This window comes from Bradyrhizobium sp. 930_D9_N1_4 (genome assembly GCF_052076015.1).
Lineage (GTDB): Bacteria > Pseudomonadota > Alphaproteobacteria > Rhizobiales > Xanthobacteraceae > Bradyrhizobium.
On sequence record NZ_CP197236.1, the window covers coordinates 1,684,310 to 1,710,601 of the forward strand.

General features: G+C 64.1%; 25 protein-coding genes. 20 read left to right on the plus strand and 5 right to left on the minus strand.

All coding sequences use genetic code 11. The features are described from left to right. The first annotated feature begins 16 nt into the window (after positions 1-16). Positions 17-265, plus strand: a complete 249-nt coding sequence (locus AB7532_RS07795) for a hypothetical protein (RefSeq protein WP_441234221.1) — start codon at positions 17-19, stop codon at positions 263-265. Between the two features lie 105 nt (positions 266-370). Continuing rightward, on the plus strand, positions 371-1,534 hold the full coding sequence (locus tag AB7532_RS07800) for a winged helix-turn-helix domain-containing protein (protein WP_441234222.1): 1,164 nt from the start codon (positions 371-373) through the stop codon (positions 1,532-1,534). Positions 1,535-1,639: 105 nt separating this feature from the next. On the opposite strand, the gene AB7532_RS07805 is transcribed toward AB7532_RS07800, so the two are convergent. Further along, positions 1,640-2,068, minus strand: coding sequence for a DUF2809 domain-containing protein (locus AB7532_RS07805; RefSeq protein WP_441234223.1), 429 nt, complete (start codon positions 2,066-2,068; stop codon positions 1,640-1,642). A gap of 79 nt (positions 2,069-2,147) precedes the next feature. Here AB7532_RS07805 and AB7532_RS07810 point away from each other — a divergent pair, with 79 nt between their 5' ends. The 10 genes from AB7532_RS07810 (at position 2,148) to AB7532_RS07855 (ending at position 16,359) form a co-directional block, all read left to right on the plus strand. Beyond that, positions 2,148-3,479, plus strand: a complete 1,332-nt coding sequence (locus AB7532_RS07810; RefSeq protein WP_441234224.1) for an MFS transporter — start codon at positions 2,148-2,150, stop codon at positions 3,477-3,479. A gap of 238 nt (positions 3,480-3,717) precedes the next feature. Further along, positions 3,718-4,824 carry an efflux RND transporter periplasmic adaptor subunit gene (locus AB7532_RS07815; RefSeq protein ID WP_441234225.1) on the plus strand — a complete coding sequence of 369 codons (1,107 nt, stop codon included), beginning with the start codon at positions 3,718-3,720 and terminating at the stop codon, positions 4,822-4,824. A gap of 179 nt (positions 4,825-5,003) precedes the next feature. Beyond that, complete coding sequence (locus AB7532_RS07820) at positions 5,004-8,141, plus strand: efflux RND transporter permease subunit (protein WP_441234226.1); 3,138 nt, start codon at positions 5,004-5,006, stop codon at positions 8,139-8,141. Positions 8,142-8,175: 34 nt separating this feature from the next. Continuing rightward, positions 8,176-8,775, plus strand: a complete 600-nt coding sequence (locus AB7532_RS07825) for a TetR/AcrR family transcriptional regulator (protein WP_441234227.1) — start codon at positions 8,176-8,178, stop codon at positions 8,773-8,775. Positions 8,776-8,949: 174 nt separating this feature from the next. Further along, positions 8,950-9,573 (plus strand): flavin reductase family protein, encoded by a 624-nt coding sequence (locus AB7532_RS07830; RefSeq protein WP_441234228.1) that lies wholly within the window; start codon positions 8,950-8,952, stop codon positions 9,571-9,573. Positions 9,574-9,878: 305 nt separating this feature from the next. Continuing rightward, positions 9,879-12,146, plus strand: a complete 2,268-nt coding sequence (locus AB7532_RS07835; RefSeq protein WP_441234229.1) for an acyl-CoA dehydrogenase — start codon at positions 9,879-9,881, stop codon at positions 12,144-12,146. After that, complete coding sequence (locus AB7532_RS07840) at positions 12,146-13,429, plus strand: acetyl-CoA C-acetyltransferase (RefSeq protein ID WP_441234230.1); 1,284 nt, start codon at positions 12,146-12,148, stop codon at positions 13,427-13,429. Before AB7532_RS07835 ends, AB7532_RS07840 begins: the two co-directional genes overlap by 1 nt. Before the next feature lie 2 nt (positions 13,430-13,431). Then, positions 13,432-15,528 carry a 3-hydroxyacyl-CoA dehydrogenase NAD-binding domain-containing protein gene (locus AB7532_RS07845; RefSeq protein WP_441234231.1) on the plus strand — a complete coding sequence of 699 codons (2,097 nt, stop codon included), beginning with the start codon at positions 13,432-13,434 and terminating at the stop codon, positions 15,526-15,528. A gap of 7 nt (positions 15,529-15,535) precedes the next feature. Beyond that, positions 15,536-15,946, plus strand: a complete 411-nt coding sequence (locus tag AB7532_RS07850; RefSeq protein WP_441234232.1) for an acyl-CoA thioesterase — start codon at positions 15,536-15,538, stop codon at positions 15,944-15,946. A gap of 221 nt (positions 15,947-16,167) precedes the next feature. After that, positions 16,168-16,359 carry a hypothetical protein gene (locus AB7532_RS07855; RefSeq protein ID WP_195799755.1) on the plus strand — a complete coding sequence of 64 codons (192 nt, stop codon included), beginning with the start codon at positions 16,168-16,170 and terminating at the stop codon, positions 16,357-16,359. Between the two features lie 289 nt (positions 16,360-16,648). Here the strand turns inward: AB7532_RS07855 and AB7532_RS07860 are convergent, their stop codons facing one another. Both AB7532_RS07860 and AB7532_RS07865 read right to left on the minus strand, forming a co-directional pair. Then, positions 16,649-17,044: a nuclear transport factor 2 family protein gene (locus tag AB7532_RS07860; RefSeq protein WP_441234233.1), complete on the minus strand. Its 396-nt coding sequence runs from the start codon at positions 17,042-17,044 to the stop codon at positions 16,649-16,651. A gap of 268 nt (positions 17,045-17,312) precedes the next feature. Further along, entirely contained in the window at positions 17,313-17,780 is a 468-nt protein-coding gene (locus AB7532_RS07865) for a nuclear transport factor 2 family protein (protein WP_441234234.1), read from the minus strand. 155 nt (positions 17,781-17,935) lie between these two features. Here AB7532_RS07865 and AB7532_RS07870 point away from each other — a divergent pair, with 155 nt between their 5' ends. Further along, positions 17,936-18,622, plus strand: a complete 687-nt coding sequence (locus AB7532_RS07870) for an HAD family hydrolase (RefSeq protein WP_441234235.1) — start codon at positions 17,936-17,938, stop codon at positions 18,620-18,622. 91 nt (positions 18,623-18,713) lie between these two features. Further along, on the plus strand, positions 18,714-19,562 hold the full coding sequence (locus tag AB7532_RS07875) for a DeoR/GlpR family DNA-binding transcription regulator (protein WP_441234236.1): 849 nt from the start codon (positions 18,714-18,716) through the stop codon (positions 19,560-19,562). Between the two features lie 2 nt (positions 19,563-19,564). Here the strand turns inward: AB7532_RS07875 and AB7532_RS07880 are convergent, their stop codons facing one another. Together AB7532_RS07880 and AB7532_RS07885 are read right to left on the minus strand one after the other, a co-directional pair. After that, a complete protein-coding gene (locus AB7532_RS07880) occupies positions 19,565-19,981 on the minus strand; it encodes a type II toxin-antitoxin system VapC family toxin (RefSeq protein WP_441234237.1) in 417 nt (138 codons plus the stop codon). Next, positions 19,981-20,232: a type II toxin-antitoxin system prevent-host-death family antitoxin gene (locus AB7532_RS07885; RefSeq protein ID WP_441234238.1), complete on the minus strand. Its 252-nt coding sequence runs from the start codon at positions 20,230-20,232 to the stop codon at positions 19,981-19,983. The genes AB7532_RS07880 and AB7532_RS07885 overlap by 1 nt, the downstream gene beginning before the upstream one ends. Before the next feature lie 278 nt (positions 20,233-20,510). On the opposite strand from AB7532_RS07885, the gene glpD reads away from it, so the two are divergent. From glpD to AB7532_RS07915, 6 genes are read left to right on the plus strand one after another with little or no spacing between them, the layout of a single operon-like run. Further along, positions 20,511-22,061, plus strand: a complete 1,551-nt coding sequence (glpD, locus tag AB7532_RS07890; protein ID WP_441234239.1) for a glycerol-3-phosphate dehydrogenase — start codon at positions 20,511-20,513, stop codon at positions 22,059-22,061. Continuing rightward, the gene (locus AB7532_RS07895) at positions 22,058-23,134 is read left to right on the plus strand and encodes an ABC transporter ATP-binding protein (protein WP_441234240.1); all 1,077 of its coding nucleotides are present in this window, start codon (positions 22,058-22,060) and stop codon (positions 23,132-23,134) included. Before glpD ends, AB7532_RS07895 begins: the two co-directional genes overlap by 4 nt. A gap of 12 nt (positions 23,135-23,146) precedes the next feature. Next, positions 23,147-24,232, plus strand: coding sequence for an ABC transporter ATP-binding protein (locus AB7532_RS07900; protein ID WP_441234241.1), 1,086 nt, complete (start codon positions 23,147-23,149; stop codon positions 24,230-24,232). After that, the gene (locus tag AB7532_RS07905; RefSeq protein ID WP_441234242.1) at positions 24,232-25,134 is read left to right on the plus strand and encodes a carbohydrate ABC transporter permease; all 903 of its coding nucleotides are present in this window, start codon (positions 24,232-24,234) and stop codon (positions 25,132-25,134) included. Before AB7532_RS07900 ends, AB7532_RS07905 begins: the two co-directional genes overlap by 1 nt. Continuing rightward, positions 25,134-25,940 (plus strand): carbohydrate ABC transporter permease, encoded by an 807-nt coding sequence (locus AB7532_RS07910; RefSeq protein WP_441234243.1) that lies wholly within the window; start codon positions 25,134-25,136, stop codon positions 25,938-25,940. The genes AB7532_RS07905 and AB7532_RS07910 overlap by 1 nt, the downstream gene beginning before the upstream one ends. Positions 25,941-25,950: 10 nt before the next feature. Then, the gene (locus AB7532_RS07915; RefSeq protein WP_441234244.1) at positions 25,951-26,280 is read left to right on the plus strand and encodes a DUF2160 domain-containing protein; all 330 of its coding nucleotides are present in this window, start codon (positions 25,951-25,953) and stop codon (positions 26,278-26,280) included. Positions 26,281-26,292: the final 12 nt, after the last annotated feature.

The window sequence follows — 26,292 nt, forward strand, 5'->3', positions numbered from 1 at the left end:
TGCAGGAGAATTTTCGATGAAGACCTTGCTCACAGCCGCAGCTCTTTTGGCATTCGCTTTTTCACCCGCGTCCGCCGCGATGATGGCCTGCACCAGCGATAACATGATGAAGTCGGCCGCCATGATGGGCGGTACGCCCGACACACCCGGCAAGATGGCGGCCAACAAGGAAATGGCCATGGCCAACACGGACATGAGCAACGGCAAGATGAAGGGCGCCTGCATGCATTACATGAAAGCGCAGAAGGCGATGATGATGAAGTAAGCGCGAGGCGCACAGCATCGGGCCGCGCTGTCAGCAGTTGGCAGCGCGGTTTTTCCTTGGATGCTTCTATGCCTTCCCGCGAATCCCGCTACATTGCCTCCTGCAATGTCACGCGCGCCCAAACCGCTTCCACTCACCACGACGCAGGCCCGGCAGATCTGGCTGCATGCCCAGCGGCTGGATGAGCGCATGCCGTTCGGGGAAGGCGCGGCCGCGGTGGCGGATGCCATCGCCCATCTCGGCTATGTCCAGATCGACACCATCAACGTCATCGAGCGCAGCCACCACCACATCCTGTTCAGCCGCATCCCGTCCTACCGACGCGCGGACCTGCGTCAGGCGCAGAGCATCGACAGAAGCGTGTTCGAATACTGGACCCATGCGCTGTCCTACGTGCCGGCCAACGACTTCCGCTTCTTTCTGCCGGCGATGCGCGAGCACAAGCGCGAAGGCCATCGATGGTACGCCTCGGTGACGCCGGCCGACACGCGCAAGGTGATGCGGCTCTTGCGGGCCGGTCCGCTGACGATCCGTGACATCGAGGACGACGTGCTCACCGAGAAGGAGCATCTCTGGCAGAGCCGAAAGCCCTCCAAGCGGGCGCTGCAGCTCGCCTTCTATACCGGCGTCGCGACCGTCAGCGCACGTCAGGGCATGCTCAAGACCTATGAGCTGATGACCAGGCATTTCGGCTGGGACAAGCTGCCGAAGCCGGCCTCAACGAAAGACATCACGGCCTATCTGCTCGACCGCGCGCTTCGCTCGCAAGGCGCCGTGAGCCTGGATTCGATCTGCCATCTGGATGCGCCGAGCAAGAAGGCGGTGGCAAGCCTGATTGCGTCGCGCGTCCGCCGCGGCGAACTCGTGCCCGTCGCGATCGACGGCGCCGGCAAGCAGGAGCATTGGGCGACGCCCGCGGCGCTTGACGCGAGCGGCGAGGTCTCACCCGATCTCGTTCACATCCTCTCGCCGTTCGATCCCCTGATCATCCAGCGCAAGCGCACCAATCTCATCTTCGGCTACAATCATCTGTTCGAAGCCTATGTGCCGAAGGCCAAGCGCAAGCTCGGCTATTTCGCGCTGCCGGTGCTGGTCGGCGACGAGATCGTCGCAGCCCTCGACCTCAAGACCGACCGGCAAGGCAAGACGCTCCTGATGCAGAAATGGACCTGGGTCGGGCAGGGCAAGAAGACCGCGGGGCGCAAGGAGCTCAAGGGCAAGATCGAGGACGAGCTCGATCGGTTCGCGCGGTTTCAATTGGAAGAGTGAGGATCGCAGGGTGGATTAGCCGAAGGCGTAATCCACCACTGTTTGTCTCCGCGGAGGCGAAAGCGGTGGATTACGCCAGCGGACTGCGCTTCGCGCAGCCGCGGGCTAATCCACCCTACGCTTCTCGGCCAGCCGATCGATCCAAATCCCAAACGCAATCCCGATCGCATACGCCACCAGATTCCACAGCGAGAAGATGCGCCCCAACAGCAGCGCGCCGGCCGTCGTCAGCCGGAACGCATCGAGCCACGGCGTATGCACCAGCCGCGAGAATTCGACCATGACCGCGATCGCCAGCGCAATGGCTGCAATTTGCGTCCGCGTCAGCCGCGGCAGCAAAACCCCGACCAGCAGAAACACCATCGTCGCCCACAGCAGCGAGCCGCCATACTTCACGACGAACGCAGGCAGGCCGAGCGGAAAGCCGTACCAGCGCAAGCTCAGCCCGCAGGCGATCACCACCAGCGCGAGGCTGGCGCGGATCAGCGATGTCCGCCGCGGCGCAATGGTGTTGACCGGTTGCGCCGCGTGCATTGCTTGCTCCATTGACTCTTTGCCTGCGATGCTGAAAACCCCGGATCAGCTCACAAAAGCAATAACCCGGGGGAAAGCCATGAGCCAGACCACGACCTATGCCGGTTCGACCGGTTCGCCCAAGTCGGACATCGAGACCTCGACCATCCGCGCCATCTCCTGGCGCCTGATTCCGTTCCTGGTGCTGGCCTACTTCTTCTCCTATCTCGACCGCGTCAATCTCGGCTTCGCCGCACTGACCATGAACGCGGAGCTGAAGTTCACACCGCTGATCTTCTCCTGGGGCGCCGGCATCTTCTTCATCGGCTATTTCATCTTCGAGGTGCCGAGCAACCTCGCGCTGGAAAAGTTCGGTGCCAGCCGCTGGATCGCCCGCATCATGGTGACCTGGGGCATCATCTCGGCGCTGATGGCGCTGACGAGCGGCGTCACCAGCTTCTATGTGCTGCGCTTCCTGCTCGGCGTCGCCGAAGCCGGCTTCTTCCCCGGCATCATTCTCTATCTCACCTATTGGTATCCGGCGGAGTATCGCGCCCGCTTCCTCGCAGCCTTCGCCATCGCCGTTCCTGTTTCAACCGTGATCGGCGCGCCGGTTTCGGGCCTGCTGCTCGGGCTCGACGGCATGATGGGCCTGAAGGGCTGGCAGTGGCTGTTCATCATCGAGGGCATCCCCTCGGTGCTGCTCGGCATCGTCACCTGGTTCTACCTCACCGACAGACCGGAGAAGGCGGACTGGCTCTCGGCCGAGCAGAAGGCCTGGCTCAAGGCCAGGCTCGATTCGGAAATCGCGGCCAAGCAGGCGGTGAAGCATTTGTCGCTCGGCGAGGCGCTGTCGTCGCCGAAGGTGATCATGCTGAGCTTGGTCTATTTCGGTTTCGTCGGCGCGCTCTACGGCATGCAGTTCTGGCTGCCGCAGATCGTCAAGGCGTTCGGCCTCACCAACGCCCAGACCGGCTTCGTCACCGCGATCCCCTATCTGTTCGGCACCATCGCCATGATCCTGTGGGCGCGACATTCCGATGCCACGCGCGAGCGCGTGAAGCATGTCGGCGCGCCGCTGCTGCTCACGGCCGTCGCGCTCGCCGTCTCCTCCTATCTCACCGATCCCACCATGACGATGGTGGCGCTGACGGTGGCGGCGATCGGCGTGTTCTGCTGCTTCGGCGTGTTCTGGACCCTGCCGACTGCCTGGCTGTCCGGTACGGCCGCGGCCGGCGCCATCGCGTTGATCAATTCGATCGGCAACCTCGCCGGCTTCGGCGGTCCCTATCTGATCGGCTGGGTCAAGGAAGCGACGGGGCAGACCTCGACTGGCCTGCTCGTACTCGCCGTCCTGCCGCTGCTCGCAGGCATCCTTGTGTTTGTCGGCGGCCACGAGACCAAGCACGAGTTTGTGGAGCAGGGGCGGTGAGGCATTAGCCTCGTGGGGTGGGCAAAGGCGTAAAGCGCCGTGCCCACCCTCTCCCCCGATCAGCCCGATCTCGGGGGCACGCTCCACTTTGCCCACCCTACGATAGCACCTTTGCGGCTGCAGTCTTCCAATCGTTACCACCCCTTAACGATCACGCTTTCCTGATGACTGACGAATATTGACTTTTATCAGTGATTAGTCGACATTCCTCTCATTGCAGCCGCAGGAGTGTCCTCCGATGTTCGTTCAGTCGGTTTTGTCCAACTATTCCAGACTGTTGGCGGGCGTATCGCTGGCCTTGATGGCCGCCGCCCTGGCCGGGTGCAATGACACCGTGGCCGAAAAAGCCGAGCCGCCGCGGCCGGTTCTGGTCGCAACGGCCCATTATGGTGCCGAGACGCCGGAGCGCAGCTTCGTCGGGACCGTTCGCCCCCGGATCGAGAGCGATCTCGGCTTCCGCGTCGCCGGCAAAGTTGCAAAACGTCTGGTCGAGGTCGGCCAGACCGTCGAGATCGGCCAGCCGCTCGCGACCCTCGACGAGGTCGATCTGAAGCTCCAGGCCGAGCAGTCCGTCGCCGAGCAGACCGCCGCGACCGGCGTGCTGGCCCAGGCCGCCGCTGCCGAGCAGCGCGCCAAGGATCTGAAGGCCAAGGGCTGGACCACCGACGCGCAGCTGGATTCGAGCAAGGCATCCGCCGACGAGGCCCGCGCGCGCCTGAACCGGGCCGAGCGCGCGGTCGAGCTCACCAAGAATTCCCTTTCCTACGCGACGCTCAACGCCGACGCCCGTGGCGTCGTCACCGCAACGCTGATCGAGCCCGGCCAGGTGGTTTCCGCAGGCCAGACCTCGATCCGTGTCGCCCGCTTTGCCGAAAAGGAAGCGGTCGTCGCGATCCCTGAGACGCTGGTCGGACGTGCCAAGTCGGGCGCCGCCAGCGTCACTCTTTGGTCGGAGCCGGGCAAGAAATACGCGGCCAAGCTGCGCGAGATCGCGCCCACGGCGGATTCCGCCACGCGCACCTATCTTGCAAAGTTCTCGTTGCCCGAGGCCGACGACAAGGTTTCGCTCGGCATGACCGCGACGTTGACACTGTCCGACGCCGCGACCGAGCGCGTTGCGCGGCTGCCGCTGTCGGCGCTGTTCAACGAAGGTGACAAGCCCTCCTTCTATGTCGTCGACGACAACGGTGCGATCACGCTGAAGCCGGTGACCGTGAAGTCTTATGAGAGCAACTACGTCGTCATCACCGGTGGCGTGGAAGAGGGCGCGAAGATCGTCGCGCTCGGCGTGCAGAAGCTCGATCCGGGCCAGCGGGTGCGGATCGTCTCGTCGCTTTCTTTCTAAGCGTTGTTACGAGTTACGTCGTGTGAGGTGAGTTTCGGCCCAGGCGCAAATGCCGGGGCTGAAGCGGCGAAGCGATCCAGAACCTGCCCAGCCCCCTGGGTTGCTTCGCTGCCTCGCGACGACGGTTTGAACAGAGCGGCTGTCGTTTTTTGCAACTGGATCGTCTTTCGGAGAGAGCGATGAAGCGCTTCAATCTTTCGGCCTGGGCCGTCAGCCATCCGACGCTGGTCCTGTTCCTGATGATCATCCTCGGCGTCGCCGGCTTCTTCTCCTATCAGAAGCTCGGGCGTGCCGAGGATCCGTTCTTCACGGTGAAGGTGGTCAACGTCTCCGTGATCTGGCCGGGCGCGACTGCGCAGGAGATGCAGACCCAGGTCGCCGATCCCATCGAGAAGAAGATCCAGGAACTGCCCTATTTCGAGAAGGTGCAGACCTACTCCAAGCCGGCCTTCACCGCGCTCCAGGTCACCTTCCGCGATTCCACGCCGCCGAAGGACGTGCCCTATCTCTTCTATCTGCTGCGCAAGAAGCTCGCGGACGTGCAGGGCCAGCTGCCCACGGGCATTCTCGGACCCGTCGTCAACGACGAGTTCTCCGACGTCGATTCCATCCTCTATATGATGACGGGCGACGGCGCCGACTATGCCCAGCTCAAGAAGGTCTCTGAAGGCTTCCGTCAGCGCATGCTGAAGGTGCCCGGCGTCACCAAGGTCGACGTCTACGGCAATCAGGACGAGCGCATCTTCGTCGAATTCTCGCATGCCAAGCTCGCCACCCTCGGCATCACGCCGCAGGCGCTGTTCGATTCGCTTGCCAAGCAGAACAACGTGACGCCGGCAGGCACGGTCGAGACCTCCTCGCAGCGCGTGCCGCTGCGCGTCACCGGTGCGCTCGACGGCGCCAAGGCCGTCGCCGAGACGCCGGTCGAGAGCAACGGCCGTGTGTTCCGCCTCGGCGACATCGCCACCGTCACCCACGGCTATGTCGACCCGCCGAGCTTCATCGTCAGGCAGGAAGGCAAGGCCGCCATCGGCATCGGCGTCGTCACCGCCAAGGGCGCCAACATCCTCGAGCTCGGCAAGGAGGTCGAGAAAGCCACCGCCGAGTTCATTAAGGCCGTGCCGCAGGGCATCGACGTCAAGCTGATTGCCGACCAGCCCAAGGTGGTCGAGCACGCCGTCGGCGAGTTCGTACACTCCTTCATGGAAGCGCTCGTCATCGTGCTGTTCGTGTCGTTCCTGGCACTCGGCTGGCGCACCGGCATCGTGGTCGCGCTGTCGGTGCCGCTGGTGCTCGGTATCGTCTTCGTCGTCATGAACATGATGTCGCTCGACCTGCACCGCATCACGCTGGGTGCGCTGATCATTGCGCTCGGCTTGCTCGTCGACGACGCCATCATCGCGGTCGAGATGATGGTGGTGAAGATGGAGCAGGGCTGGGATCGCTATCGCGCTGCGTCCTTTGCCTGGGAATCCACCGCGTTTCCGATGCTCACGGGAACGCTGGTCACGGCCGCTGGCTTCCTCCCCATCGGCTTTGCCAATTCCGCGGTCGGCGAATATGCCGGCAGCATCTTCTGGATCGTGGCGATCGCGCTGGTCGCCTCCTGGTTCGTGGCGGTGATCTTCACGCCCTATATCGGCGTCATGCTGCTGCCCAACATCAAGGTGCACCACAATCACGATCCGCACGCGGTCTACGAGACCCGCATGTACCGCGGCCTGCGCGCCATCGTGCAATGGTGCGTCAATCACCGCATCACCGTGGTGGCGGCGACCGTCGGTATCTTCATTGCCTCGATCGTCGGCTTCGGTCATGTCCAACAGCAGTTCTTCCCGCTGTCGGAGCGGCCCGAGCTGTTCCTCCAGCTCCGCCTGCCCGAGGGCACCGCCTTCAACGTCACCGAGAAGGCCGTGAAGACGGCCGAAACGCTGCTCAAGGACGACAAGGACATCGAGACCTATACATCCTATGTCGGCCAGGGCTCGCCGCGCTTCTGGCTCGGCCTCAACCCGCAGCTTCCGAACGAGGCGTTTGCCGAGATCGTCATCGTCGCCAAGGGCGTCGAGGCGCGCGAGCGCATCAAGGCCAAGATCGAGGGCGCAGCTGCTGACGGCATGCTGAGCGAGGCGCGCGTTCGCGTCGACCGCTTCAATTTCGGTCCGCCGGTCGGCTACCCCGTGCAGTTCCGCGTGATCGGCCCCGACGCCAACAAGGTGCGCGAGATCGCCTACCAGGTCCGCGACGTCATGCGGCAGAACAAGAGCGTCAAGGACGTCCAGCTCGACTGGAACGAGCAGTCGCCGTTCCTCAAGCTCGTCGTCGACCAGGATCGTGCCCGCGCCATGGGCCTGACCCCGCAGGACGTCTCGCAGGCGCTCGCGCTGCTGATCTCGGGCACGCCGGTCACGACCATCCGCGACGGCATCGAGAAGGTCGGCGTGGTTGCACGCGCGATCCCGTCCGAACGCCTCGACCTCGGTGGCGTCGGCGATCTCACCATCACGTCGCGCAACGGCGTGGCCGTGCCGCTCCAGCAGGTCGCCAAGATCGAGTATTCCCACGAGGAGCCGATCATGTGGCGGCGCAACCGCGACATGGCGATCACCGTGCGCTCCGACGTCGTCGACGGCGTGCAGGCGCCCGACGTCACCGGCCAGATCGCGCCGAAGCTGAAGGCGATCAAGGACAATCTCGAGCCGGCCTACCGCATCGAAGCGGGCGGTGCGTTCGAGGAATCCGCCAAGGGCAATGCCTCGATCTTCATTCTCTTCCCGCTGATGGTCATGGTGATGCTGACGCTGCTGATGTTCCAGCTGCAGAGCTTCTCGCGCCTGATCCTGGTGTTCCTGACCGCGCCGCTCGGCATCGTCGGTGCCTCCTTCGGCCTCAACGTCGCCAACGCTCCGTTCGGCTTCGTGGCGCTGCTGGGCCTGATCGCGCTCGCCGGCATGATCATGCGCAACACGGTCATCCTGGTCGACCAGATCGAGACCGACGTCTCGCATGGCCTCACCCGCCGCGAGGCGATCGTGGAGGCCACCGTCCGCCGCGCCCGTCCGGTGGTGCTGACGGCGCTCGCCGCGATCCTCGCCATGATCCCGCTGTCGCGCTCGGCCTTCTGGGGCCCGATGGCGATCACGATCATGGGAGGCCTGTTTGTGGCGACGTTCCTGACGCTGCTGTACCTGCCGGGCCTCTACGCCCTGTGGTTCAGGAAGAGCCTGGACGAGGCCGGTTCGGCCGAGCAACCTCCCGCGCCGCAGCATGGGAGCGATGATCATCCCGCTATTCCGCTTGCTGAAGCGGCTGAATAAGTGGGATGAAGTACTGACGAATGAGTCCTGACACATGACACTGGTTGCGGAACATATCGAAGGCGACACCCGGGATCGTATTCTCGAGGTGGCCGAGCGGCTGTTCCGCGTGATCGGCTATCAGAAGACCACGGTCGGAGACATCGCCAAGGAGCTCAGGATGAGCCCCGCCAACGTGTATCGCTTCTTCGAATCGAAGAAGGCGATCCACCAGTCGGTGGCACGAGGCCTGATGGGCGAGGTCGAGCTCGAGGCGCAGCGGATCGTGGCGAAGCCCGGTCCGGTGAAGGAGCGTTTCCGCGAGCTGCTGACCACCATCCATCGCATGAATACCGAGCGTTATGTCGGTGATTCCAAGCTGCATGAGATGGTCGAGATCGCGATGCAGGAGGACTGGGACGTCTGCGTCACCCATATGGAATGTATCGCCGGGGTGATCGGCCAGGTGATCGCGCAAGGCACGGCCACCGGTGAGTTCGAGGCGCCGGACCTGCAACTGGCCTCGCTCTGCGCCTGCACCGCGATGATGCGCTTCTTCCACCCCCAGATGATCGCCCAGTGCGCCAACAAGCCGGGCCCGAGCATCGACCAGATGATCGATTTCGTCATCGCGGGTCTGTCCCCGCGCCACTGACGGGCGGGGGAATTTCCTTCTATAAAGCAGGCCGACCGCCCCGAACGGGTGGCCGGCGATGACAGATCAACAAACTCCGTCATTGCGAGCGTAGCGAAGCAATCCAGAGTGCCTCCGCGGAGGGATTCTGGATTGCTTCGCTGCGCTCGCAATGACGAGCAGGGGAAAGCCAGCGTGACCGACAAAGACCTTCACTTCTACGAGCCCTCCAAGGGCCACGGCCTCAAGCACGATCCCTTCAACGCCATCATCGCGCCGCGGCCGATCGGCTGGATCTCCTCCCGCGACACCAAGGGCCACGTCAACCTCGCGCCCTACAGCTTCTTCAACGCGTTCTGCTACGTGCCGCCGATCATCGGCTTCTCCTCCACCAACTGGAAGGACTCGGTCGAGAACATCAAGCAGACCGGCGAGTTCGTCTGGAATCTCACCACCATGGACCTGGCCAAGCACATGAACGCGACCGCCGCGCATGTCGGCCCCGAGGTCGATGAGTTCAAGCTCGCAGGCCTCACCGCCGTACCCGGCAAGATCGTCAACGTGCCGCGCGTCGCCGAGAGCCCGGTCGCCTTCGAATGCAAGGTCTCCGACATCGTCCGCCTCAAGGGCGCCGACGGCAAGGAGGCCAATGCCTGGCTGACGCTCGGCGAGGTCGTCGCCGTCCACATCGACAAGGCCATGATCAAGGATGGCGTCTACCAGACCGCCGCCGCCCACCCGATCGTGCGCGCCGGCCGCCAAGGCGATTATTTCGAGATCAAGCCGGAAAACATGTTCGAGATGGTCCGGCCGGATTAGGACGGGCAAGCTCTCTCCCCGCCGTCATTCCGGGGCGCGCCGCAAGGCGCGAGCCCGGAATCCATACTCCCGATGGTGGTTATGGATTCCGGGCTCGACGCTTGCGCGCCGCCCCGGAATGACGTGGGGAGACATTGCGACCCATTTCCCCCTCCCGGAACTGCCCCCACGCTCCGGCCGTTATGGTCCCCGGGGGCGGCCGCCCGGCCGCGTCAATTCGCGTCATTTTGCGCGCGAAGTGTTCACTTGCCCCGGCCAGTTTCCGCTAAAATGCCCTGTAACCGCGCCGATGCATGAGGTCCGCCATGAGCTTCCGCCGCGACAAAATCACCAAGCCGATCTTCTCCTGGGCGCGCGGCGTGCTGCCGGCGATGTCCGACACCGAGCGCGAGGCGCTGGAGGCCGGTGACGTCTGGTGGGATGCCGATCTCTTCACCGGCAACCCTGACTGGTCGAAGCTCTTGAAGGTGCCGCAAGCGCGGCTGGCCGACGAGGAGCAGGCCTTCCTCAACGGCCCCGTCGACGAGCTCTGCGCCATGCTCGACGAGTGGAAGATCTTTTGGGAATGGCGCGACCTGCCGCCCGAGGTTTGGTCCTTCGTCAAGCGCGAGAAATTCTTCGGCATGATCATCCCGAAGGAGTTCGGCGGCCTCGGCTTCTCGCCCTATGCGCATTCGGAAGTGGTGCGCAAGATCTCGACCCGCTCGATCGCCGCCGCCGTCACCGTGATGGTGCCGAACTCGCTCGGGCCCGGCGAGTTGCTGATGCATTTCGGCACCAAGGAACAGCGCGAACGCTGGCTGCCGCGCCTGGCCGATGGCCGCGACATTCCCTGCTTCGGCCTTACCAGTCCGGAAGCCGGCTCCGATGCCGCCTCGATGGTCGATACCGGCATCATCTGCAAGGGCGAGTTCGAGGGGCGCGAGGTCACAGGCCTCAGGCTGAACTGGCACAAGCGCTACATCACGCTCGGTCCCGTCGCGACGCTGCTCGGTCTCGCCTTCAAGGCCTATGACCCCGATCATCTCGTAGGCTCCCAGGAAGAGCTCGGCATCACCGTGGCGCTGATCCCGACCAATCTGCCCGGCGTCGAGATCGGCCAGCGCCATTTGCCGTCGATGCAGGTCTTCCAGAACGGCCCGAACTGGGGCCGCGATGTCTTCATTCCGCTGGATTATGTCATCGGCGGTCAAGAGCGGCTCGGGCAAGGCTGGAAGATGCTGATGACCGCGCTTGCCGCGGGCCGCGGCATCTCGCTGCCGTCGCTGTCGGCGGCCGGTGCCGCCTACGCCGCGCGCACCACCGGCGCCTATGCCCGCATCCGCGAGCAGTTCGGCATCTCCATCTCGAAATTCGAGGGCGTCGAGGAGCCGCTCGCGCGGATCGTGGCGACCGCCTATCAGCTCGATGCGGCGCGACGGCTGACCTGCGCGGCGCTGAATGCCGGCGTTCATCCCGCCGTCATCTCCGGCATCATGAAACTGCACGCGACCGAGCGGATGCGCATCGCGGTCGACGACGCCATGGACATCCATGGCGGCAAGGCCGTGATCGACGGCCCGCAAAACTATCTCGGCAATCTGCACCGCGCCGTGCCAGTCGGCATCACCGTCGAGGGCGCCAACATCCTGACGCGTAACCTCATCGTGTTCGGGCAGGGCGCAATCCGGGCGCATCCCTATCTGCTCGACGAGATGAATGCGCTGGCCGACGCCGACCACGAGCGCGGGCTCACCGCGTTCGACAAGGCCTTCTGGAAGCACGTCAGCCACAGCTTCAATACGTTGCTCCGCGCCTTCGGCCGGAGCTGGACCTTCGGTGCCTTCGCGCTGGCGCCAGATGCGGGCGACGCCACGCCATTCTATCGCCAGCTCTCGCGCTACTCTGCGGCGTTCGCGCTCTGCGCCGATATGGCGCTGCTGACGCTCGGCGGTGCGCTGAAGCGCAAGGAGATGCTGTCGGCCCGCTTCGGCGATATCCTCTCCGAACTGTATCTGCTCTCGGCCGCGCTGAAGCGCTGGCAGGACGAGGGCCGGCAGAAGGAAGATTTCGCCGCGCTGGAATGGTGCATGGCGACGGGCTTCCGGACCATCGAGAACCGGCTTGCCGAAATCCTGGCCAATCTGCCCAACCGCTTCGTCGCGATCATCCTCAAGTTCGTGGTGCAGCCGTTCGGCGCCCGTGTGCTCGGCCCCTCCGACCGCGTCGTGCACCAATGCGCCGGCATCGTGCTGGAGCCGTCGGCGGCGCGCGAGCGTCTCACGCCGGATCTGGCGCATGTCGACGATGACGGCGGCTTTGCCCGGCTGGAGCGCGCGTTCAAGCTGGTGGTGGGCGCGGATGCGATCGCCAAGCGCATGCGTGCTGCACATTTAAGCGACTGGAAGGACGCCGTTGCCAAGGGCGTGATCACGCAGGCCGAAGGCGAGCAGCTCGCGGCGGCTCACGAAGCCGTCACAAAGGTGATCGAGGTCGACGATTTTGCGCCGGAGGCGCTGTCGCCGATTTACAAGAAAACCGGCGACGTGCATCAGTTCTTCCAGGAACTCGGAGAGCAGAGGGCGGCGAGCTGATGGCACGACCGGTTTTCATCGTCGACGGCAGCCGGACGCCGTTTTTGAAGGCGCGCTCCGGGCCGGGGCCGTTCACGCCGGTCGATCTCGCCGTGCAGTGCGGACGACCCCTGCTGGCGCGCCAGCCATTTGCTCCAACGGATTTCGACCAGGTCATCCTCGGCTGCGTCAACGTGATCGCGGACGAGATGAACCCGGCCCGCGTCGCCGCGTTGCGGCTCGGTATGGGCGAGGACATGGTCGCCTTCACGGTGCAGATCAATTGCGGCTCCGGCATGCAGTCGATCGACACCGCCTACCGCTACATCCGCGAGGGCCACGCCGACATGATCCTCGCCGGTGGTACCGAGGCGTTGAGCCACGCGCCGCTGGTCTGGCCGAATTCCGGCGTGCGCTGGTTCGCAGGCCTTGCCACCGCCAAGGGTGTGGCCGCGAAGATGGCCGCCGCGTTCAAGCTGCGGCCAAGTTATCTCAAGCCGATCATCGGCCTCGAGCGCGGGCTGACCGATCCCATCACCGACCTCAACATGGGCCAGACCGCCGAGGTCGTCGGCCATCTCTTCGGCATCACCCGCGCACAGTCGGATGCCTACGCGGCCGAGAGCCATCGCCGGCTCGCGCATGCGCAAGCCGAAGGCTATCTAAAAGACGAAGTCGAGACCGCCTTCTCCCGCGACGGCAAGTTTTTCGACCATGACGACGGCGTGCGGCCGGACTCGACGGCCGAGACGCTGGCAAAACTGAGACCGGTGTTCGAGCGCCCGTGGGGACAGGTCACGGCCGGCAATTCCTCGCAGATCACCGATGGCGCCTCCTGGGTGATTCTTGCTTCCGACGCGGCGGTTGCGAAACACAGACTGACGCCGAAGGCTGCAATCGTCGACAGCAACTGGGCGGCGCTCGATCCTGGCATCATGGGGCTCGGTCCCGTGATGTCGGCGACGCCGCTGCTTCAGCGCAACGATCTGACCATCCAGGACGTCGACACCTGGGAGCTGAACGAGGCCTTTGCGACGCAGGTGCTCGGCTGTCTCGCCGCCTGGAACGACGACAAATTCTGTCGCGAGATCCTCGGCCTCGATGGCGCCGCCGGCGACATCGACCGTGACAAGCTCAATGTGGACGGCGGTGCGATCGCGCTCGGCCATCCCGTCGGCACCTCCGGCAACCGCATCGTGCTGCATCTGGTCAACGCGATGAAGCGGCTCGGCACACGGCGCGGCGTGGCCACCGAATGTATCGGCGGCGGACTTGGCGGCGCCATGCTGATCGAGGCGGTGTGACCATGGAATCCAAGATCATGACCGCGCTCGGCGACCGCGTGCTGGAGCTTGGGCCACAGCCCGCGACCGACAGCCCCTACAAGCATTTCAAGCTGACGCGCGATGCCGACGGCGTCGCCTGGCTGCTGTTCGACCGCGCCGATGCCAGCGCCAACACACTGTCTTCGGACGTGATGGAGGAGTTCGACGCCGTGCTCGCGGCGATCGAGACCGAGCGCCCGGCCGGCCTCGTGCTCCGCTCGGCAAAGCCGTCCGGCTTCATCGCCGGTGCCGATGTCAACGAATTCCGCGGCGCGACCGATCCCGAGATGGTCGAGACCCGCATCCGCGCCGCGCATGCGGTGGTCGATCATCTGGAGGCGTTGAAGCTGCCGACGGTCGCGGTCATCCACGGCTTCTGCCTCGGCGGCGGGCTCGAGGTCGCGCTCGCCTGCCAGTCACGCATTGCCATCGACGGCGCGCGCTTCGGCTTCCCGGAGGTGATGCTGGGCCTGCATCCCGGTCTCGGCGGTACCGCGCGCTTCACGGCGCTGGTCAATCCGACCCAGTCGATGGCGCTGATGCTGACCGGCCGCACCATCGATGCGCGCCGCGCCAGATCGCTTGGCCTCGTCGACACCCTGACGCAGGAGCGGCACGTCCGTAACGCCGTGAAGGACGCGCTGTTCGGTCGCCTGAAGCGGGCGCGTCCCGGCGCTCTCACGCGCGCGGCCAATTTCGGACCGGTGCGCGGGCTTTTGGCGAAGCGCATGCGCTCCGAGGCGGCGAAGGCGGCGTCCCGCGAGCATTATCCGGCGCCTTACGCGCTGATCGACCTCTGGGAGGCCCATGGCGGCAGCAAGGCCGCGATGCTGAAGGCCGAGCAGGCCTCCTTCGCCAAATTGATGGTGACGCCGACCGCGCAGAACCTGATCCGCGTGTTCTTCCTGCGCGAGCAGATGAAGAAGACGGCGGGCAGCGGCAACACCATCAAGCATGTCCACGTCATCGGCGCCGGCGCCATGGGCGGCGACATCGCGGCGTGGGTAGCCGGGCAGGGGCTGCGCGTCTCGCTCGCCGACATGAAGGCCGAACCGATCGCGGGCGCGGTAAAGCGTGCCGCCGAGCTCTACGGCAAGATCATCCGCAAGCCGACCGAGGTGCGCGATGCGCTGGATCGCCTGATCCCCGACATGGATGGGGAAGGCGTCCGCAACGCCGATCTCATCATCGAGGCGGTGCCGGAAAAGCTCGAATTGAAGCAAAAGGTCTATGCCGGCCTTGAGCCGAAGATGAAACCGGGCGCGATCCTTGCGACCAACACGTCGAGCATTCCGCTGCAGGATCTGCGCACCACGCTGGCGCGGCCGGAGCGGCTGGTCGGTTTGCATTTCTTCAATCCGGTGTCGCGGTTGCAACTGGTCGAAATCGTCAGCCATGACGGCAACGATGCGCAGGTGCTGAAAGAGGCGATGGCCTTCGTCGGCGCCATCGACCGTCTGCCGCTGCCGGTGAAGAGCTCGCCCGGGTTCCTCGTCAACCGCGCGCTGACGCCCTACATGCTGGAAGCGATGGTGATGCTGGACGAGAAGACCGACCAGCGCCTGATCGACGCGGCGGCCGAGCAGTTCGGAATGCCGATGGGGCCGATCGAGCTGGCGGACCAGGTCGGGCTCGACATTTGTCTCGCTGTCGGTGACATGCTGCGCACCAAGTTCGGTGACTTGCTGCCGCCCACGCCCGCGTGGTTGCGCGAAAAAGTCGCCAAGGGCGAGCTCGGTCGCAAGACCGGCAAGGGCTTTTATGTCTGGAAGGACGGCAAGGCGGAAAAGCAACCGCTCTCCGACACCGGCCCGCGCGTCACCGACCAGATGATCGACCGCCTGGTGCTGCCGATGTCGAACGTCTGCGTCGCGGCCCTGCGCGAAGGCATCGTCGATGATCCCGATACGGTCGACGGCGCCATGATCTTCGGTACGGGTTATGCACCGTTCCGCGGTGGGCCGCTGAACTATGCACGCACGCGCGGCGTGGAAAATATCGTATCGACGCTGCGCACGCTGGCCGAGCGATTCGGCGAGCGCTTTGCGCCCGATCCCGGTTGGGACAATTTCAAGTGAGAGTCAGATGACCGAACAGGCCGACACCGAGCCGCGCGGCGATCTCTGCATCCGCACGCTGGCGATGCCTGCCGACACCAACGCGAACGGCGATATCTTTGGCGGCTGGCTGCTCAGCCAGATGGACGTCGGTGGCGGCGTGTTCGCATCGAAGGTCGCGCGGTCGCGCACCGTGACCGTGGCGATCGAAGCGATGAATTTCCGCAAGGCCGTTTATGTCGGCGATCTCGTGTCGGTCTATGCCAATCTCGTGCGTGTGGGCCGCACCTCGATGACCGTGCATCTCGAAGCCTGGGCGCTGCGGCGCAGGGAGCTTCAGCCGATCCTGGTGACCGACGGGAATTTCACCTATGTCTCGATCGACGACGACGGCCGTCCGCAAGCGATCCAGCGCAACGATCCGCCGATCGCGACGTAATCGCGCGCGACGCTCTGCCCCATTTCACGAAGATGTGCGGCCCGCCAAACGCGGCGTGACTGAGTCAACGCGTCGCGCCTTCGCCAACAACCAGTCATAAAACGGATGAGGTCCCGGCGTACTTCATTGCACGTCGATTCGGGGTGGGAACGACCAATTTGCGCTTGGGAACCTTTGCGCAAAGTCGTCGTTATTTGCCCGCACTGAGGAATCTACGGGCCATGCCAGACAGCTACATCATCGAAGTCAATTCACAGACCGCGGGCATCGTCGTTCGCGGGCAGGGCGGCTACTGCTTCTTCGCCTCGTCCCACCAATTCAATCGCCTGGAAGGCCAGCTCTTCCGCAACGCCCGCGAAGCCGAACGTGCCGCGCGCAAGCTGGTTAACGGCGATGTGAAGGAAGCGGCCTAGGCGCTTTCCGCTGGTGATGTCCGACGCGCAAAGCGTGGTCGGAAATTTTTGCAGCCCTTGATGTCGCTGCCTATTCCTTCTCCTCTTGCGGGAGAAGGTGGCACAGGCCGCCCTGGGGCGGCCGTTCTTAAGAGAACGCCGAAGCAAAGCTTCGGCTATGGCGCCGGATCAGGGGTCTGCTTCGATAAATTCAATTGTGAGAGGTTCGCTCGCGGAGAGAACCCCTCACCCGTCTCGCCGCTTTGCGGCAGCCACCCTCTCCCGCAAGGGGGAGAGGGCAAGCGAAGCATCACACCTTCGTCGCGGAGCGCGACAACAGCTTCCAATCGTCGCCCTGCTTCAGCCAGTTCATCAGGATGTAAAGGCTGTTTGCCACTTTCTCTCCGCCGGTCGTCATCTCGGCCAGCCAGTGGAAGCGCACGATCGCGGCTGGGCCGACGATCTTGATGGTCGGGTCCTTGTACGTGATCGACAGGAACACGGTCTTGCCGTCGGTGGCGTTGGCGACGAAGGCCGCCTTGTCCTCGAGGAAGCCGCTGGAGTGGCTGTAGCTCAGATCATCCGCGCACAGCGCGCCGAGCGCCTTCGGATCGGCCGCGATCTGGGCAACGCGAAATGCCTCGACGTTCTTTGCCACCGCCTCGTGGTCCGTCGTGGCAGCCTGATCGCGATTCAGTGTCATCATATCCCCATCCTTGATCTTGCGCCTACTGTTGCAGCCGCACTTGATTTTGTCGAGCGTCGGGTGGGCAAAGCGACTTGTCCGCCGTAGCTCGAAGAGCAAGGCGGAAGCGTGCCTACCGCTTCTGTTGCTGTATCGGATAGGCGGTGGGCACGGCGCTGGCGCGCCTTTGCCCACCCTACGGTTCTGTGCTCGCGGAAAGATACCTCACCCGTCTCGCCGCCTTATGGCGAGCCACCCTCTCCCACAGGGGGAGAGGGCAAGGGTCACATCACAACTTCGTCGCAGCGCGCGACAGCAGCTTCCAGTCGTCGCCCTGCTTCTGCCAGTTCATCAGGATGTGAAGGTTGGTCGACACTTTTTTCCCATCGGCCGCCATCTCCTGCTCGCCCAGCCAGTGGAAGCGCACGATCGCGGCGGGGCCGACGACCTTGATGGTCGGGTCCTTGTATTCGATCGACAGGAATTTGGACTTGCCGTCGGTGGCGTTGGCGATGAAGGTCGCCTTGTCCTCGACCTTGCCGCTGGAATGGCTGTAGCTCACATCGTCCCAGCACAGCGCGCCGAGCGCCTTCGGGTCGGCCGCGATCTGGGCCAGGCGGAAGGCCTCGACCTTCTTCGCCACGGCGTCCTCGTCCGCTGAAGCGGCGAACGCCGGTGTGGTGAGTGCGAGCGCTGAAACAGCGAGCGTCGAAACAGCGAGCGTCGAGAGAGCCAGATCGCGTCGATTGATCGTCATCGTTTCCTCCGTTTTTGATCTTGCACGGAGTGTTGCAGCCGCGCGCGCCTTTGTCGAGTGTCGCGTGATGGTCATGCACGTGCGTCATTGCGCGATGGAGGCTGTATTGATACGTGTTTCGCATTGATGGGTCATGCATTCGGGAAAGTACGGAAATGATCGAGGCTTTCGGCAACGGAATGAGCAAGGCGCTGCTGTTCGACATCGACGGTACGCTCGCCAACACCGACCCGCTGCACCTCAAGGCGTTCAACCAGGTGCTCGGGCCGCGCGGTCATGTCTTCGATCACACGCGCTTCTCCAGGGAGCTGCAAGGCTTTGCCAATGCCTCGATCGGCGAGCGATTTCTGCCCGGCGAAACCGTGGAGCGGCGCGCCGCGATCCTCGGCGAGAAGGAAGAGGTTTTCCGTTCGCTCGTGGCCGGACAGATCGAGCCGCTGCCGGGCCTGATGGCGCTGCTCGACCGGGCGGACGCCGCCGGCATTCCCATGGTTGCGGTGACCAACGCGCCGCGTCTGAATGCCGAGCTGCTGCTCTCGGGTCTCGGCATCACGCAGCGCTTCAAGGCGATCGTGATCGGCGATGAGCTGGCGTACGGCAAGCCGCATCCGCTTCCATATCAGGAAGGGCTGCGTTGCGTCGGCGGCAGTGCGGCGGCCTCGATCGCCTTCGAGGACTCCCGTTCCGGCGTGCAATCGGCAACTGCTGCCGGCATTCCGACCATCGGCATCCGGACCAGCCTCAACCATGCTGACCTTGTGGGCGCCGGCGCGGTCACCTCCGCCAGTGCGTTCGACGATCCGGAACTGCTGGCGCGTCTCACGGCTGCGATGGCATGGTGAGAGGCCTCGATCGTTAACCGTGATCGGCGCGCGCATTGACCGAAGGCGCGAACCGCCGCACCATGCTGCATCCTGATTTGAGGCCATCGCCGTGACCGGATTGACCCATCGCCAAGCCGAAATCCTCAACATCGCGCGGGCCTCCGGCCGCGTCATGGTGGAAGAGCTCGCGCGCAAGTTCGAGGTTTCGGCACAGACCATCCGCAAGGATCTCAACGATCTCTGCGAACGCCGCTCGCTGACCCGCGTCCATGGCGGCGCCATCATTGCCTCCGGTGTCGAAAACCTTGCTTACGAGGCTCGCCGTTTCGTCGCCGCCGACGAGAAGAAGGCCATTGGCGCTGCGGCCGCGTCGCTGATCCCGAACGGCTGCTCGCTCTTCATCAACATCGGCACCACGACCGAGGAAGTTGCGAGCGCGCTGACCTCGCACGAGGACCTGCTCGTCATCACCAACAACCTCAACGTCGCGATGCTGCTCTATCGTCATCCGCGCATCGAGGTGGTGGTTGCCGGCGGCACGGTGCGGCGCGCCGACGGCGCCGTGGTCGGCTCGACCGCGACGCAGCTGATCGGCCAGTTCAAGGTCGACTACGCCATCATCGGTGCGTCCGCGATCGACGAGGAGGGCGCCCTGCTCGACTTCGACTATCGCGAGGTGCAGGTGGCCCAGGCCATCATCGCCAATGCCCGCAGCGTCATGCTGGTCGCGGATTCCACCAAGCTCCGCCGCAGCGCGCCGGTCCGCATCGCCCATATCAGCCAGATCCAGACTTTCGTGACCGATCAGGAGCTCCCCGAGCGCCTCGCCACCATCTGCCACAGCAGGGGTATCGAGGTGATGGCGGCGATGCCGAAGGAGGCGGGGGAGGTCGACGATTCCCAGGCCGAAGCGCAGGACGCCGCGCCTGAAGCAGCACCGGTGGTGCGGCTGAGATAGGCTTATACGTCGTCCCACGGATTGAGCAGGGGCACGCCGGTGGGTTCAAAATCCCCCACATTGCGCGTAACGATCGTCAAGCCGTGAACGAGTGCGGTCGCCGCTATAAGAGCGTCGCGTTCGGCCCGCGGGTTGGGAACGTGAAGTTGTGCACAACGCTGGGTCACGGCCGTATCGATGGCGAGGATCCGGCCTTCGAAGCGAACCAGGATGTAATTGTCGATCCAATTGCGCAGCACGGCAGCTTGCGCCCCGTCCTTGCGCTCGATCAGGCGTGCGCCAAGTTCAATTTCGAGGATCGAGATAGCCGAAATGAAGAAGCTCGCCGCTGGAATCGCATGGGCCCAAGCGATGACGTTGCGATGAGCCTTATCAGGCCGCCTCAGTTCGGAAATGACATTGGTGTCCAGCAGAAACATCAGTCGAGATCGGCGGGCTTGAAGATTCCGCCGGCCATACGCGGCGGATCAAAATCAAAGTCCGTCCCCTCCTGCGCCAAGGCTTCTGCAAGGCTCATGTGCCCACCGGTCAGACGCAAATAATCTTCGATCGTTAGCAGGACGTGAGCCGGGCGGCCGCGATCAGTAATGAAGACGGGTCCGTGCGAAGCCGCTTTCTTGGCGCCGCTGGTATCGTGGTTGAACTCCCGGCTGGTGAGAGTGGTCACCATTTTTTGCGTCTCCTGACCCAAATCTCATTCGATGGAAAGTCATATGTAGGTACGTTGCTACATTCAAGGTTTGAAGCATTCGCTGATGCTGTCGGACACCGCGCGTCACTTGGCTCTCTAAACTTGGCCGTTCCCACTGCCGATTTTTGCATCGCATTGCCCACCAAAATGTTCCGCTTTCACTTCCTTTCGCCTCTCTTTCATCTTGCTTTCGTTTTTCGGTGTGATCTAATCAAAAACGAAAGTAGCCACTCGAAGGAATGAGTGGTCGCCGGGGGATGCGTCTGTTGGATCGTATTTTCGACCTCGCCATCATTGGAGGCGGTGTTAACGGCTGCGGCATCGCGCGCGACGCGGTGGGCCGCGGCAACACGGTTTTCCTGTGCGAAATGAACGATCTGGCGAGCGGGACGTCGTCCTGGTCGACCAAGCTGGTGCATGGCGGCCTGCGCTATCTCGAATATTACGAGTTTCGCCTGGTCCGCGAGGCGCTGATCGAGCGCGAGATCCTCTGGGGCATTGCGCCCCACATCATCCGCCCCCTGCGTTTCGTTTTGCCGCATCACGCCGGCCTGCGCCCGGCCTGGCTGCTGCGCCTCGGCCTCTTCCTCTATGATCACATCGGCGGCCGCCACCTGTTGCCCGCGACCCGCTCGGTTGATCTCAGGCGTGACGAGGTTGGCAAGCCGCTGATTCCGAATCGCTACTCTCGCGCGTTCGAATATTCCGACTGCTTCGTCGACGACGCCCGTCTTGTCGTGCTCAACGCGCGCGACGCCGCCGACAAGGGCGCCGAGATCCGCACCCGCACCCGTGCCACCGATATCAAGCAGTCCGACGGCATCTGGACCGTCAGCATGGTCAACACGCTGACCGGTGAGCGTTCACAGGTCCAGGCGAAGGCACTGGTCAATGCCGGCGGGCCCTGGGTCGAGGACGTGCTCGGCCGCGGCGCCGGCGTGAATGCGAAAGCCAAGGTGCGCCTGGTGCAGGGCTCGCACATCGTGGTCAGGAAGCTCTACGACCACGACCGCGCCTACATGTTCCAGAACGCCGACGGCCGCATCATCTTCGTGATCCCGTACCAGGACGACTTCACGCTGATCGGCACCACCGATCGCGACTATGACGGCGATCCTGCCAAGGTGAAGGCGACTCCGGAGGAGATCCAGTATCTCTGCACGGCCGCAAGCGAATATCTGGCCAAGCCTGTCACGTCCGACGACGTGGTCTGGACCTATTCCGGCGTGCGACCGCTGTATGACGACGGCGCCAGCGAGGCCAAGGCCGCGACCCGCGACTACGTGTTCGAGCTCGACACGCCCGGTGGCGTGCCGCTGCTCTCGATCTATGGCGGCAAGATCACGACCTATCGCCGCCTCGCCGAAGAGGCACTGGAACGGCTCGCGCCCTATCTTCGCAGTGCGAAAGCGCGCGAAGGCTGGACCGGCAAGGCATCGCTCCCCGGCGGCGACATGGGCGTGTCGGATGTCGACGGCCTGATCGCCGAGCTTCAGCGCGGCTATCCCTTCCTCAGCCACGAGCATGCCCGCCGCCTCGCCCGCGCCTACGGCACCCGTGCCGCGAAGCTGCTCGGCGATGCAAAATCGGCCGCTGACATGGGCCAGGCGTTCGGCGCGACATTGACCGAGCGCGAGGTCCGCTACCTCATGGCCAACGAGTGGGCCGCCACCGCCGAGGACGTCGTCTGGCGCCGTTCCAAGCTTGGCCTGCGACTATCTGCCGACGAGATCGCGACATTGAACGACTGGATTGCAACCCACGCTGTGCCGCAAAGTCCCCTGCTGGAAGCGGGAGGACGCCCATGAGCGTGACACTCGACCACGTAACCCGGACCGTCGAGGGTGTCCCCCACATCCGCGACGTCTCGCTGACGCTCGAGAGCGGCACGCTCAACGTGCTGCTCGGGCCGACCCTGTCGGGCAAGACCTCGATCATGCGGCTGCTCGCCGGCCTCGACAAGCCGACCACGGGCAAGGTGCTGGTCAACGGCAAGGACGTCACCGGCGTCGACGTGCGCAAGCGCTCGGTTGCCATGGTCTATCAGCAGTTCATCAACTACCCCTCGCTCTCGGTCTACGAGAACATCGCCTCGCCGCTGCGCGTGCAGGGCAAGCCACGCGCGGAAATCGAGCAGCGCGTGGCGGAGGCCGCAAGACTGCTGCGACTGGAACCGTTCCTGAAGCGCACGCCGCTCCAGCTCTCCGGCGGCCAGCAGCAACGCACCGCGATGGCGCGCGCGCTGGTCAAGGGCGCCGATCTCGTGCTGCTCGACGAGCCGCTGGCCAATCTCGACTACAAGCTGCGCGAGGAGCTGCGCGCCGAACTGCCGCGCATCTTCGAGGCTTCGGGGGCGATCTTCGTCTATGCCACCACCGAGCCGACCGAGGCGCTGCTGCTCGGCGGCAACACGGTCTGCATGTGGGAGGGCCAGGCGCTCCAGATCGGCGAGACCGCCAGGGTCTATCGTCAGCCGCAGACCTTGCGGGTCGCGCAGGTCTTCTCCGATCCGCCGCTCAATCTGGTCGGCATCGAGAAGAAGAACGGCTCTGTCCAATATGCCGGCGGCACGGCCTCGCCGGCCTCGGGCCTCTATTCGTCGCTCGCCGACGGCGCCTATCGCGTCGGCTTTCGCGCGCATCAGCTCGCGCTCGCCAATGGCGAGGCCGACCGCCACGCCTTCCATGCCACGGTGACGGTGACCGAGATCACCGGTTCGGAGAGTTTCGTGCATCTGACCCGCGACGGATCGAACTGGGTTGCGGTGCTGCACGGTGTGCACGAGTTCGAGCCCGGCCAGACCATCGATGCCGTGCTCGATCCCAACGATGTCTTTGTCTTCGATGCCGCCGACCGCCTGGTCGCGGCGCCGAATTCCTGAGGGAGATGCGACATGGCCCGCATTGACCTCGTCGATCTCGCCCATTCCTACGGCGGCAATGATGCGCCGCAGGACACGTTCGCGCTGAAGCCTGTCACCATGACCTGGCGGCAGGGCGGTGCCTATGCGCTGCTCGGGCCGTCCGGCTGCGGCAAGACCACGCTGCTCAACGTCATCTCCGGCATCATCACGCCGTCGCGCGGGAAAATCCTGTTCGACGGCCAGGACATCACACCGCTGTCAACCCAGAAGCGCAACATTGCCCAGGTGTTCCAGTTTCCGGTGATCTACGACACCATGACGGTGGGGCAGAACCTGGCGTTTCCGTTGAAGAACCGCGGCGTGCCGAAGGCCGAAATCGACAAGCGCGTCGCCGAGATCGGCCGCCTGCTCGATCTCGAACCCTATCTGAACCGCAAGGCGACGCGGCTCACCGCCGATGCCAAGCAGAAGATCTCGCTCGGCCGCGGCCTCGTCCGCTCCGACGTCGCCGCCGTGCTGTTCGACGAGCCGCTCACCGTGATCGATCCCGAGCTGAAATGGCAGCTCCGCTCCAAGCTGAAGGCGCTGCATCGCGAGCTCGACCTCACGATGATCTACGTCACCCACGACCAGACCGAAGCGCTGACCTTCGCCGACACCGTGGTCGTCATGCATGACGGCCGCGTGGTGCAGAGCGGCACGCCGGCCGAGCTGTTCGACAAGCCGGCGCACACATTCGTCGGCTATTTCATCGGTTCGCCCGGCATGAACATCATTCCGGCCGAGGTGAGGGGACGCGAGGCCAGGGTCGACGGCCACGTCATCGCGCTCAACCGCGCCTACGACAATCTGCCGGCGGGCGCCAAGATCGAGATCGGCGTGCGTCCCGAATTCGTCGACGCCGTCGCGCCTGCGCCGGGCCTGCTCACGTCGAAGATCGAGCGCATCGACGATCTCGGCCGCATCCGCTTTGCGCGCGTGCGCATCGGCGAAGCGAAGATCGCCGCCCGCGCGCCGAACGGCTTCACCAGCTCCGACGGCACCGCCGGGCTGAAATTCGATCCGTCGCATATCCACGTCTATGCCGACAGCCTCCTGGTGGAGGGAGCCGCCTGATGGACAAGACCGTCAACCAAAAAGCCTGGTTCCTGGTGCTGCCGGTGTTCCTGGTCGTCGCCTTCTCGGCGGTGCTGCCGCTGATGACGGTGGTGAACTATTCGATGCAGGACACCTTCGGCAACAACCAGTTCTTCTGGAACGGTGTCGGCTGGTTCAAGGAGCTGCTCGATCCCTCGACCGATCTCGGCGGCCGCTTCCTCGCCTCGCTCGGCCGCAATCTGTTCTTCTCGCTGGTGATCCTCGCGATCGAGGTGCCGCTCGGCATCGTCATCGCGTTGTCGATGCCGCGCCAGGGATGGACGGTGGCGGCCTGCCTCGTGATCCTCGCGCTGCCGCTGCTGATTCCGTGGAACGTGGTCGGCACGATCTGGCAGATCTTCGGCCGGCCCGACATCGGTCTGATGGGGTACGTCCTCAATCACATCGGGCTCGACTACAATTACGTCTCCAACGAATTCGACGCCTGGGTCACCGTCATCGTGATGGACGTCTGGCACTGGACCAGCCTCGTCGCGCTGCTTTGCTACGCCGGCCTCAAGTCGATTCCGGAGGCCTATTACCAGGCCGCCCAGATCGACGGCGCCTCGCGCTGGGCCGTGTTCAAGGCGATCCAGCTGCCGAAGATGAATCGCGTGCTGCTGATCGCGGTGCTGCTGCGCTTCATGGACAGTTTCATGATCTACACCGAGCCGTTCGTCGTCACCGGCGGCGGCCCCGGCAACTCCACGACCTTCGTGTCGATCGAGCTCGTCAAGATCGCGCTCGGCCAGTTCGACCTCGGTAAGGCGGCAGCCCTCTCGCTGGTCTACAACCTCATCATCCTGATCGTCTGCTGGATCTTCTATACCGTCATGACCAATGCCGGATCTGACCGGAAGCCTCAGGAAGGAGCCGCGTGATGCATTCGATCCCCGGCCGTCGCGTCATCATGGCGCTGTTCCTGATCTTCCTGCTGTTGCCGATCTACTGGCTCGTCAACATGAGCTTCAAGACCAACGCCGAGATCGTCTCGTCGATGACGCTGTGGCCGCATACGCCGACGCTGCAGCACTACAAGCGCATCTTCACCGACGAAAGCTGGTATTCCGGCTACATCAACTCGCTGGAATACGTCGTCCTCAACACCATCATCTCGATCTCGGTGGCGCTTCCGGCGGCCTATGCGTTCTCGCGCTACCGCTTCCTCGGCGACAAGCATCTGTTCTTCTGGCTGCTGTCGAACCGCATGGCGCCGGCGGCGGTCTACGCGCTCCCGTTCTTCAACCTCTATTCGGCGATCGGGCTGTTCGATACGCCCTGGGCCGTTGCGCTCGCGCATTGCATCTTCAACGTCCCGCTGGCGGTCTGGATCCTCGAAGGTTTCGTCTCCGGCGTGCCGCGCGAGATCGACGAGACCGCCTTCCTCGACGGCTATTCCTTCCCGCGCTTCTTCATCAAGATCCTGGTGCCCCTGATCGCAAGCGGCATCGGCGTCGCTGCCTTCTTCTGCTTCATGTTCTCCTGGGTCGAGCTGCTCCTCGCACGCACGCTGACCTCGGTGTCCGCAAAGCCCATCGCCGCGATCATGACGCGCACGGTGTCGGCCGCCGGCATGGACTGGGGACTTCTGGCTGCTGCCGGCGTGCTCACCATCATTCCGGGTGCGCTGGTGATCTGGTTCGTCCGCAATTACATCGCGAGCGGTTTCGCGCTCGGCCGCGTATAAGGAGGCATCGATGGAATCTATTGCATGGATGGCCTGGACGCTGCCGACGGGAATCTTCTTCGTGGCGCTCGCCTGCACCCTCGCGGTCATGACGTACCTCGCCGCGGTCTATCCCGAGGCTGAACGCGTCGGCGTGCTCAGTATTCCGACCACACGCGGCGACCGCCTGTTCATCTCGCTGATCACGGCCGCTGTCATCCATCTCTTGTGGATTGCTTTCTTCGGCACCGATGCGATCGCAACGCTGCCGATCGGCGAGGAGGGCGTCGAGATTTCGCGCCTCTGGCTCGCATCAGGAATTTCGCTTGTCACGGCCGTGCTCATTTTCCGCACGGTCTGAATCTCGCGAAGG

Excerpts from the sequence above, each read along its gene's own strand:
- AB7532_RS07810 (WP_441234224.1), top strand. The coding sequence starts at position 2,148 with ATGAGCCAGACCACGACCTATGCCGGTTCGACCGGTTCGCCCAAGTCG.
- AB7532_RS07860 (WP_441234233.1), bottom strand. The coding sequence starts at position 17,044 with ATGATGACACTGAATCGCGATCAGGCTGCCACGACGGACCACGAGGCG.
- AB7532_RS07880 (WP_441234237.1), bottom strand. The coding sequence starts at position 19,981 with ATGTTTCTGCTGGACACCAATGTCATTTCCGAACTGAGGCGGCCTGAT.
- AB7532_RS07825 (WP_441234227.1), top strand. The coding sequence starts at position 8,176 with ATGACACTGGTTGCGGAACATATCGAAGGCGACACCCGGGATCGTATT.
- AB7532_RS07840 (WP_441234230.1), top strand. The coding sequence starts at position 12,146 with ATGGCACGACCGGTTTTCATCGTCGACGGCAGCCGGACGCCGTTTTTG.
- AB7532_RS07895 (WP_441234240.1), top strand. The coding sequence starts at position 22,058 with ATGAGCGTGACACTCGACCACGTAACCCGGACCGTCGAGGGTGTCCCC.
- AB7532_RS07845 (WP_441234231.1), top strand. The coding sequence starts at position 13,432 with ATGGAATCCAAGATCATGACCGCGCTCGGCGACCGCGTGCTGGAGCTT.
- AB7532_RS07820 (WP_441234226.1), top strand. The coding sequence starts at position 5,004 with ATGAAGCGCTTCAATCTTTCGGCCTGGGCCGTCAGCCATCCGACGCTG.
- AB7532_RS07865 (WP_441234234.1), bottom strand. The coding sequence starts at position 17,780 with ATGACGATCAATCGACGCGATCTGGCTCTCTCGACGCTCGCTGTTTCG.
- AB7532_RS07795 (WP_441234221.1), top strand. The coding sequence starts at position 17 with ATGAAGACCTTGCTCACAGCCGCAGCTCTTTTGGCATTCGCTTTTTCA.
- AB7532_RS07905 (WP_441234242.1), top strand. The coding sequence starts at position 24,232 with ATGGACAAGACCGTCAACCAAAAAGCCTGGTTCCTGGTGCTGCCGGTG.
- AB7532_RS07915 (WP_441234244.1), top strand. The coding sequence starts at position 25,951 with ATGGAATCTATTGCATGGATGGCCTGGACGCTGCCGACGGGAATCTTC.
- AB7532_RS07910 (WP_441234243.1), top strand. The coding sequence starts at position 25,134 with ATGCATTCGATCCCCGGCCGTCGCGTCATCATGGCGCTGTTCCTGATC.
- glpD (WP_441234239.1), top strand. The coding sequence starts at position 20,511 with ATGCGTCTGTTGGATCGTATTTTCGACCTCGCCATCATTGGAGGCGGT.
- AB7532_RS07870 (WP_441234235.1), top strand. The coding sequence starts at position 17,936 with ATGATCGAGGCTTTCGGCAACGGAATGAGCAAGGCGCTGCTGTTCGAC.
- AB7532_RS07900 (WP_441234241.1), top strand. The coding sequence starts at position 23,147 with ATGGCCCGCATTGACCTCGTCGATCTCGCCCATTCCTACGGCGGCAAT.
- AB7532_RS07885 (WP_441234238.1), bottom strand. The coding sequence starts at position 20,232 with ATGGTGACCACTCTCACCAGCCGGGAGTTCAACCACGATACCAGCGGC.
- AB7532_RS07800 (WP_441234222.1), top strand. The coding sequence starts at position 371 with ATGTCACGCGCGCCCAAACCGCTTCCACTCACCACGACGCAGGCCCGG.
- AB7532_RS07815 (WP_441234225.1), top strand. The coding sequence starts at position 3,718 with ATGTTCGTTCAGTCGGTTTTGTCCAACTATTCCAGACTGTTGGCGGGC.
- AB7532_RS07835 (WP_441234229.1), top strand. The coding sequence starts at position 9,879 with ATGAGCTTCCGCCGCGACAAAATCACCAAGCCGATCTTCTCCTGGGCG.
- AB7532_RS07850 (WP_441234232.1), top strand. The coding sequence starts at position 15,536 with ATGACCGAACAGGCCGACACCGAGCCGCGCGGCGATCTCTGCATCCGC.
- AB7532_RS07855 (WP_195799755.1), top strand. The coding sequence starts at position 16,168 with ATGCCAGACAGCTACATCATCGAAGTCAATTCACAGACCGCGGGCATC.
- AB7532_RS07805 (WP_441234223.1), bottom strand. The coding sequence starts at position 2,068 with ATGCACGCGGCGCAACCGGTCAACACCATTGCGCCGCGGCGGACATCG.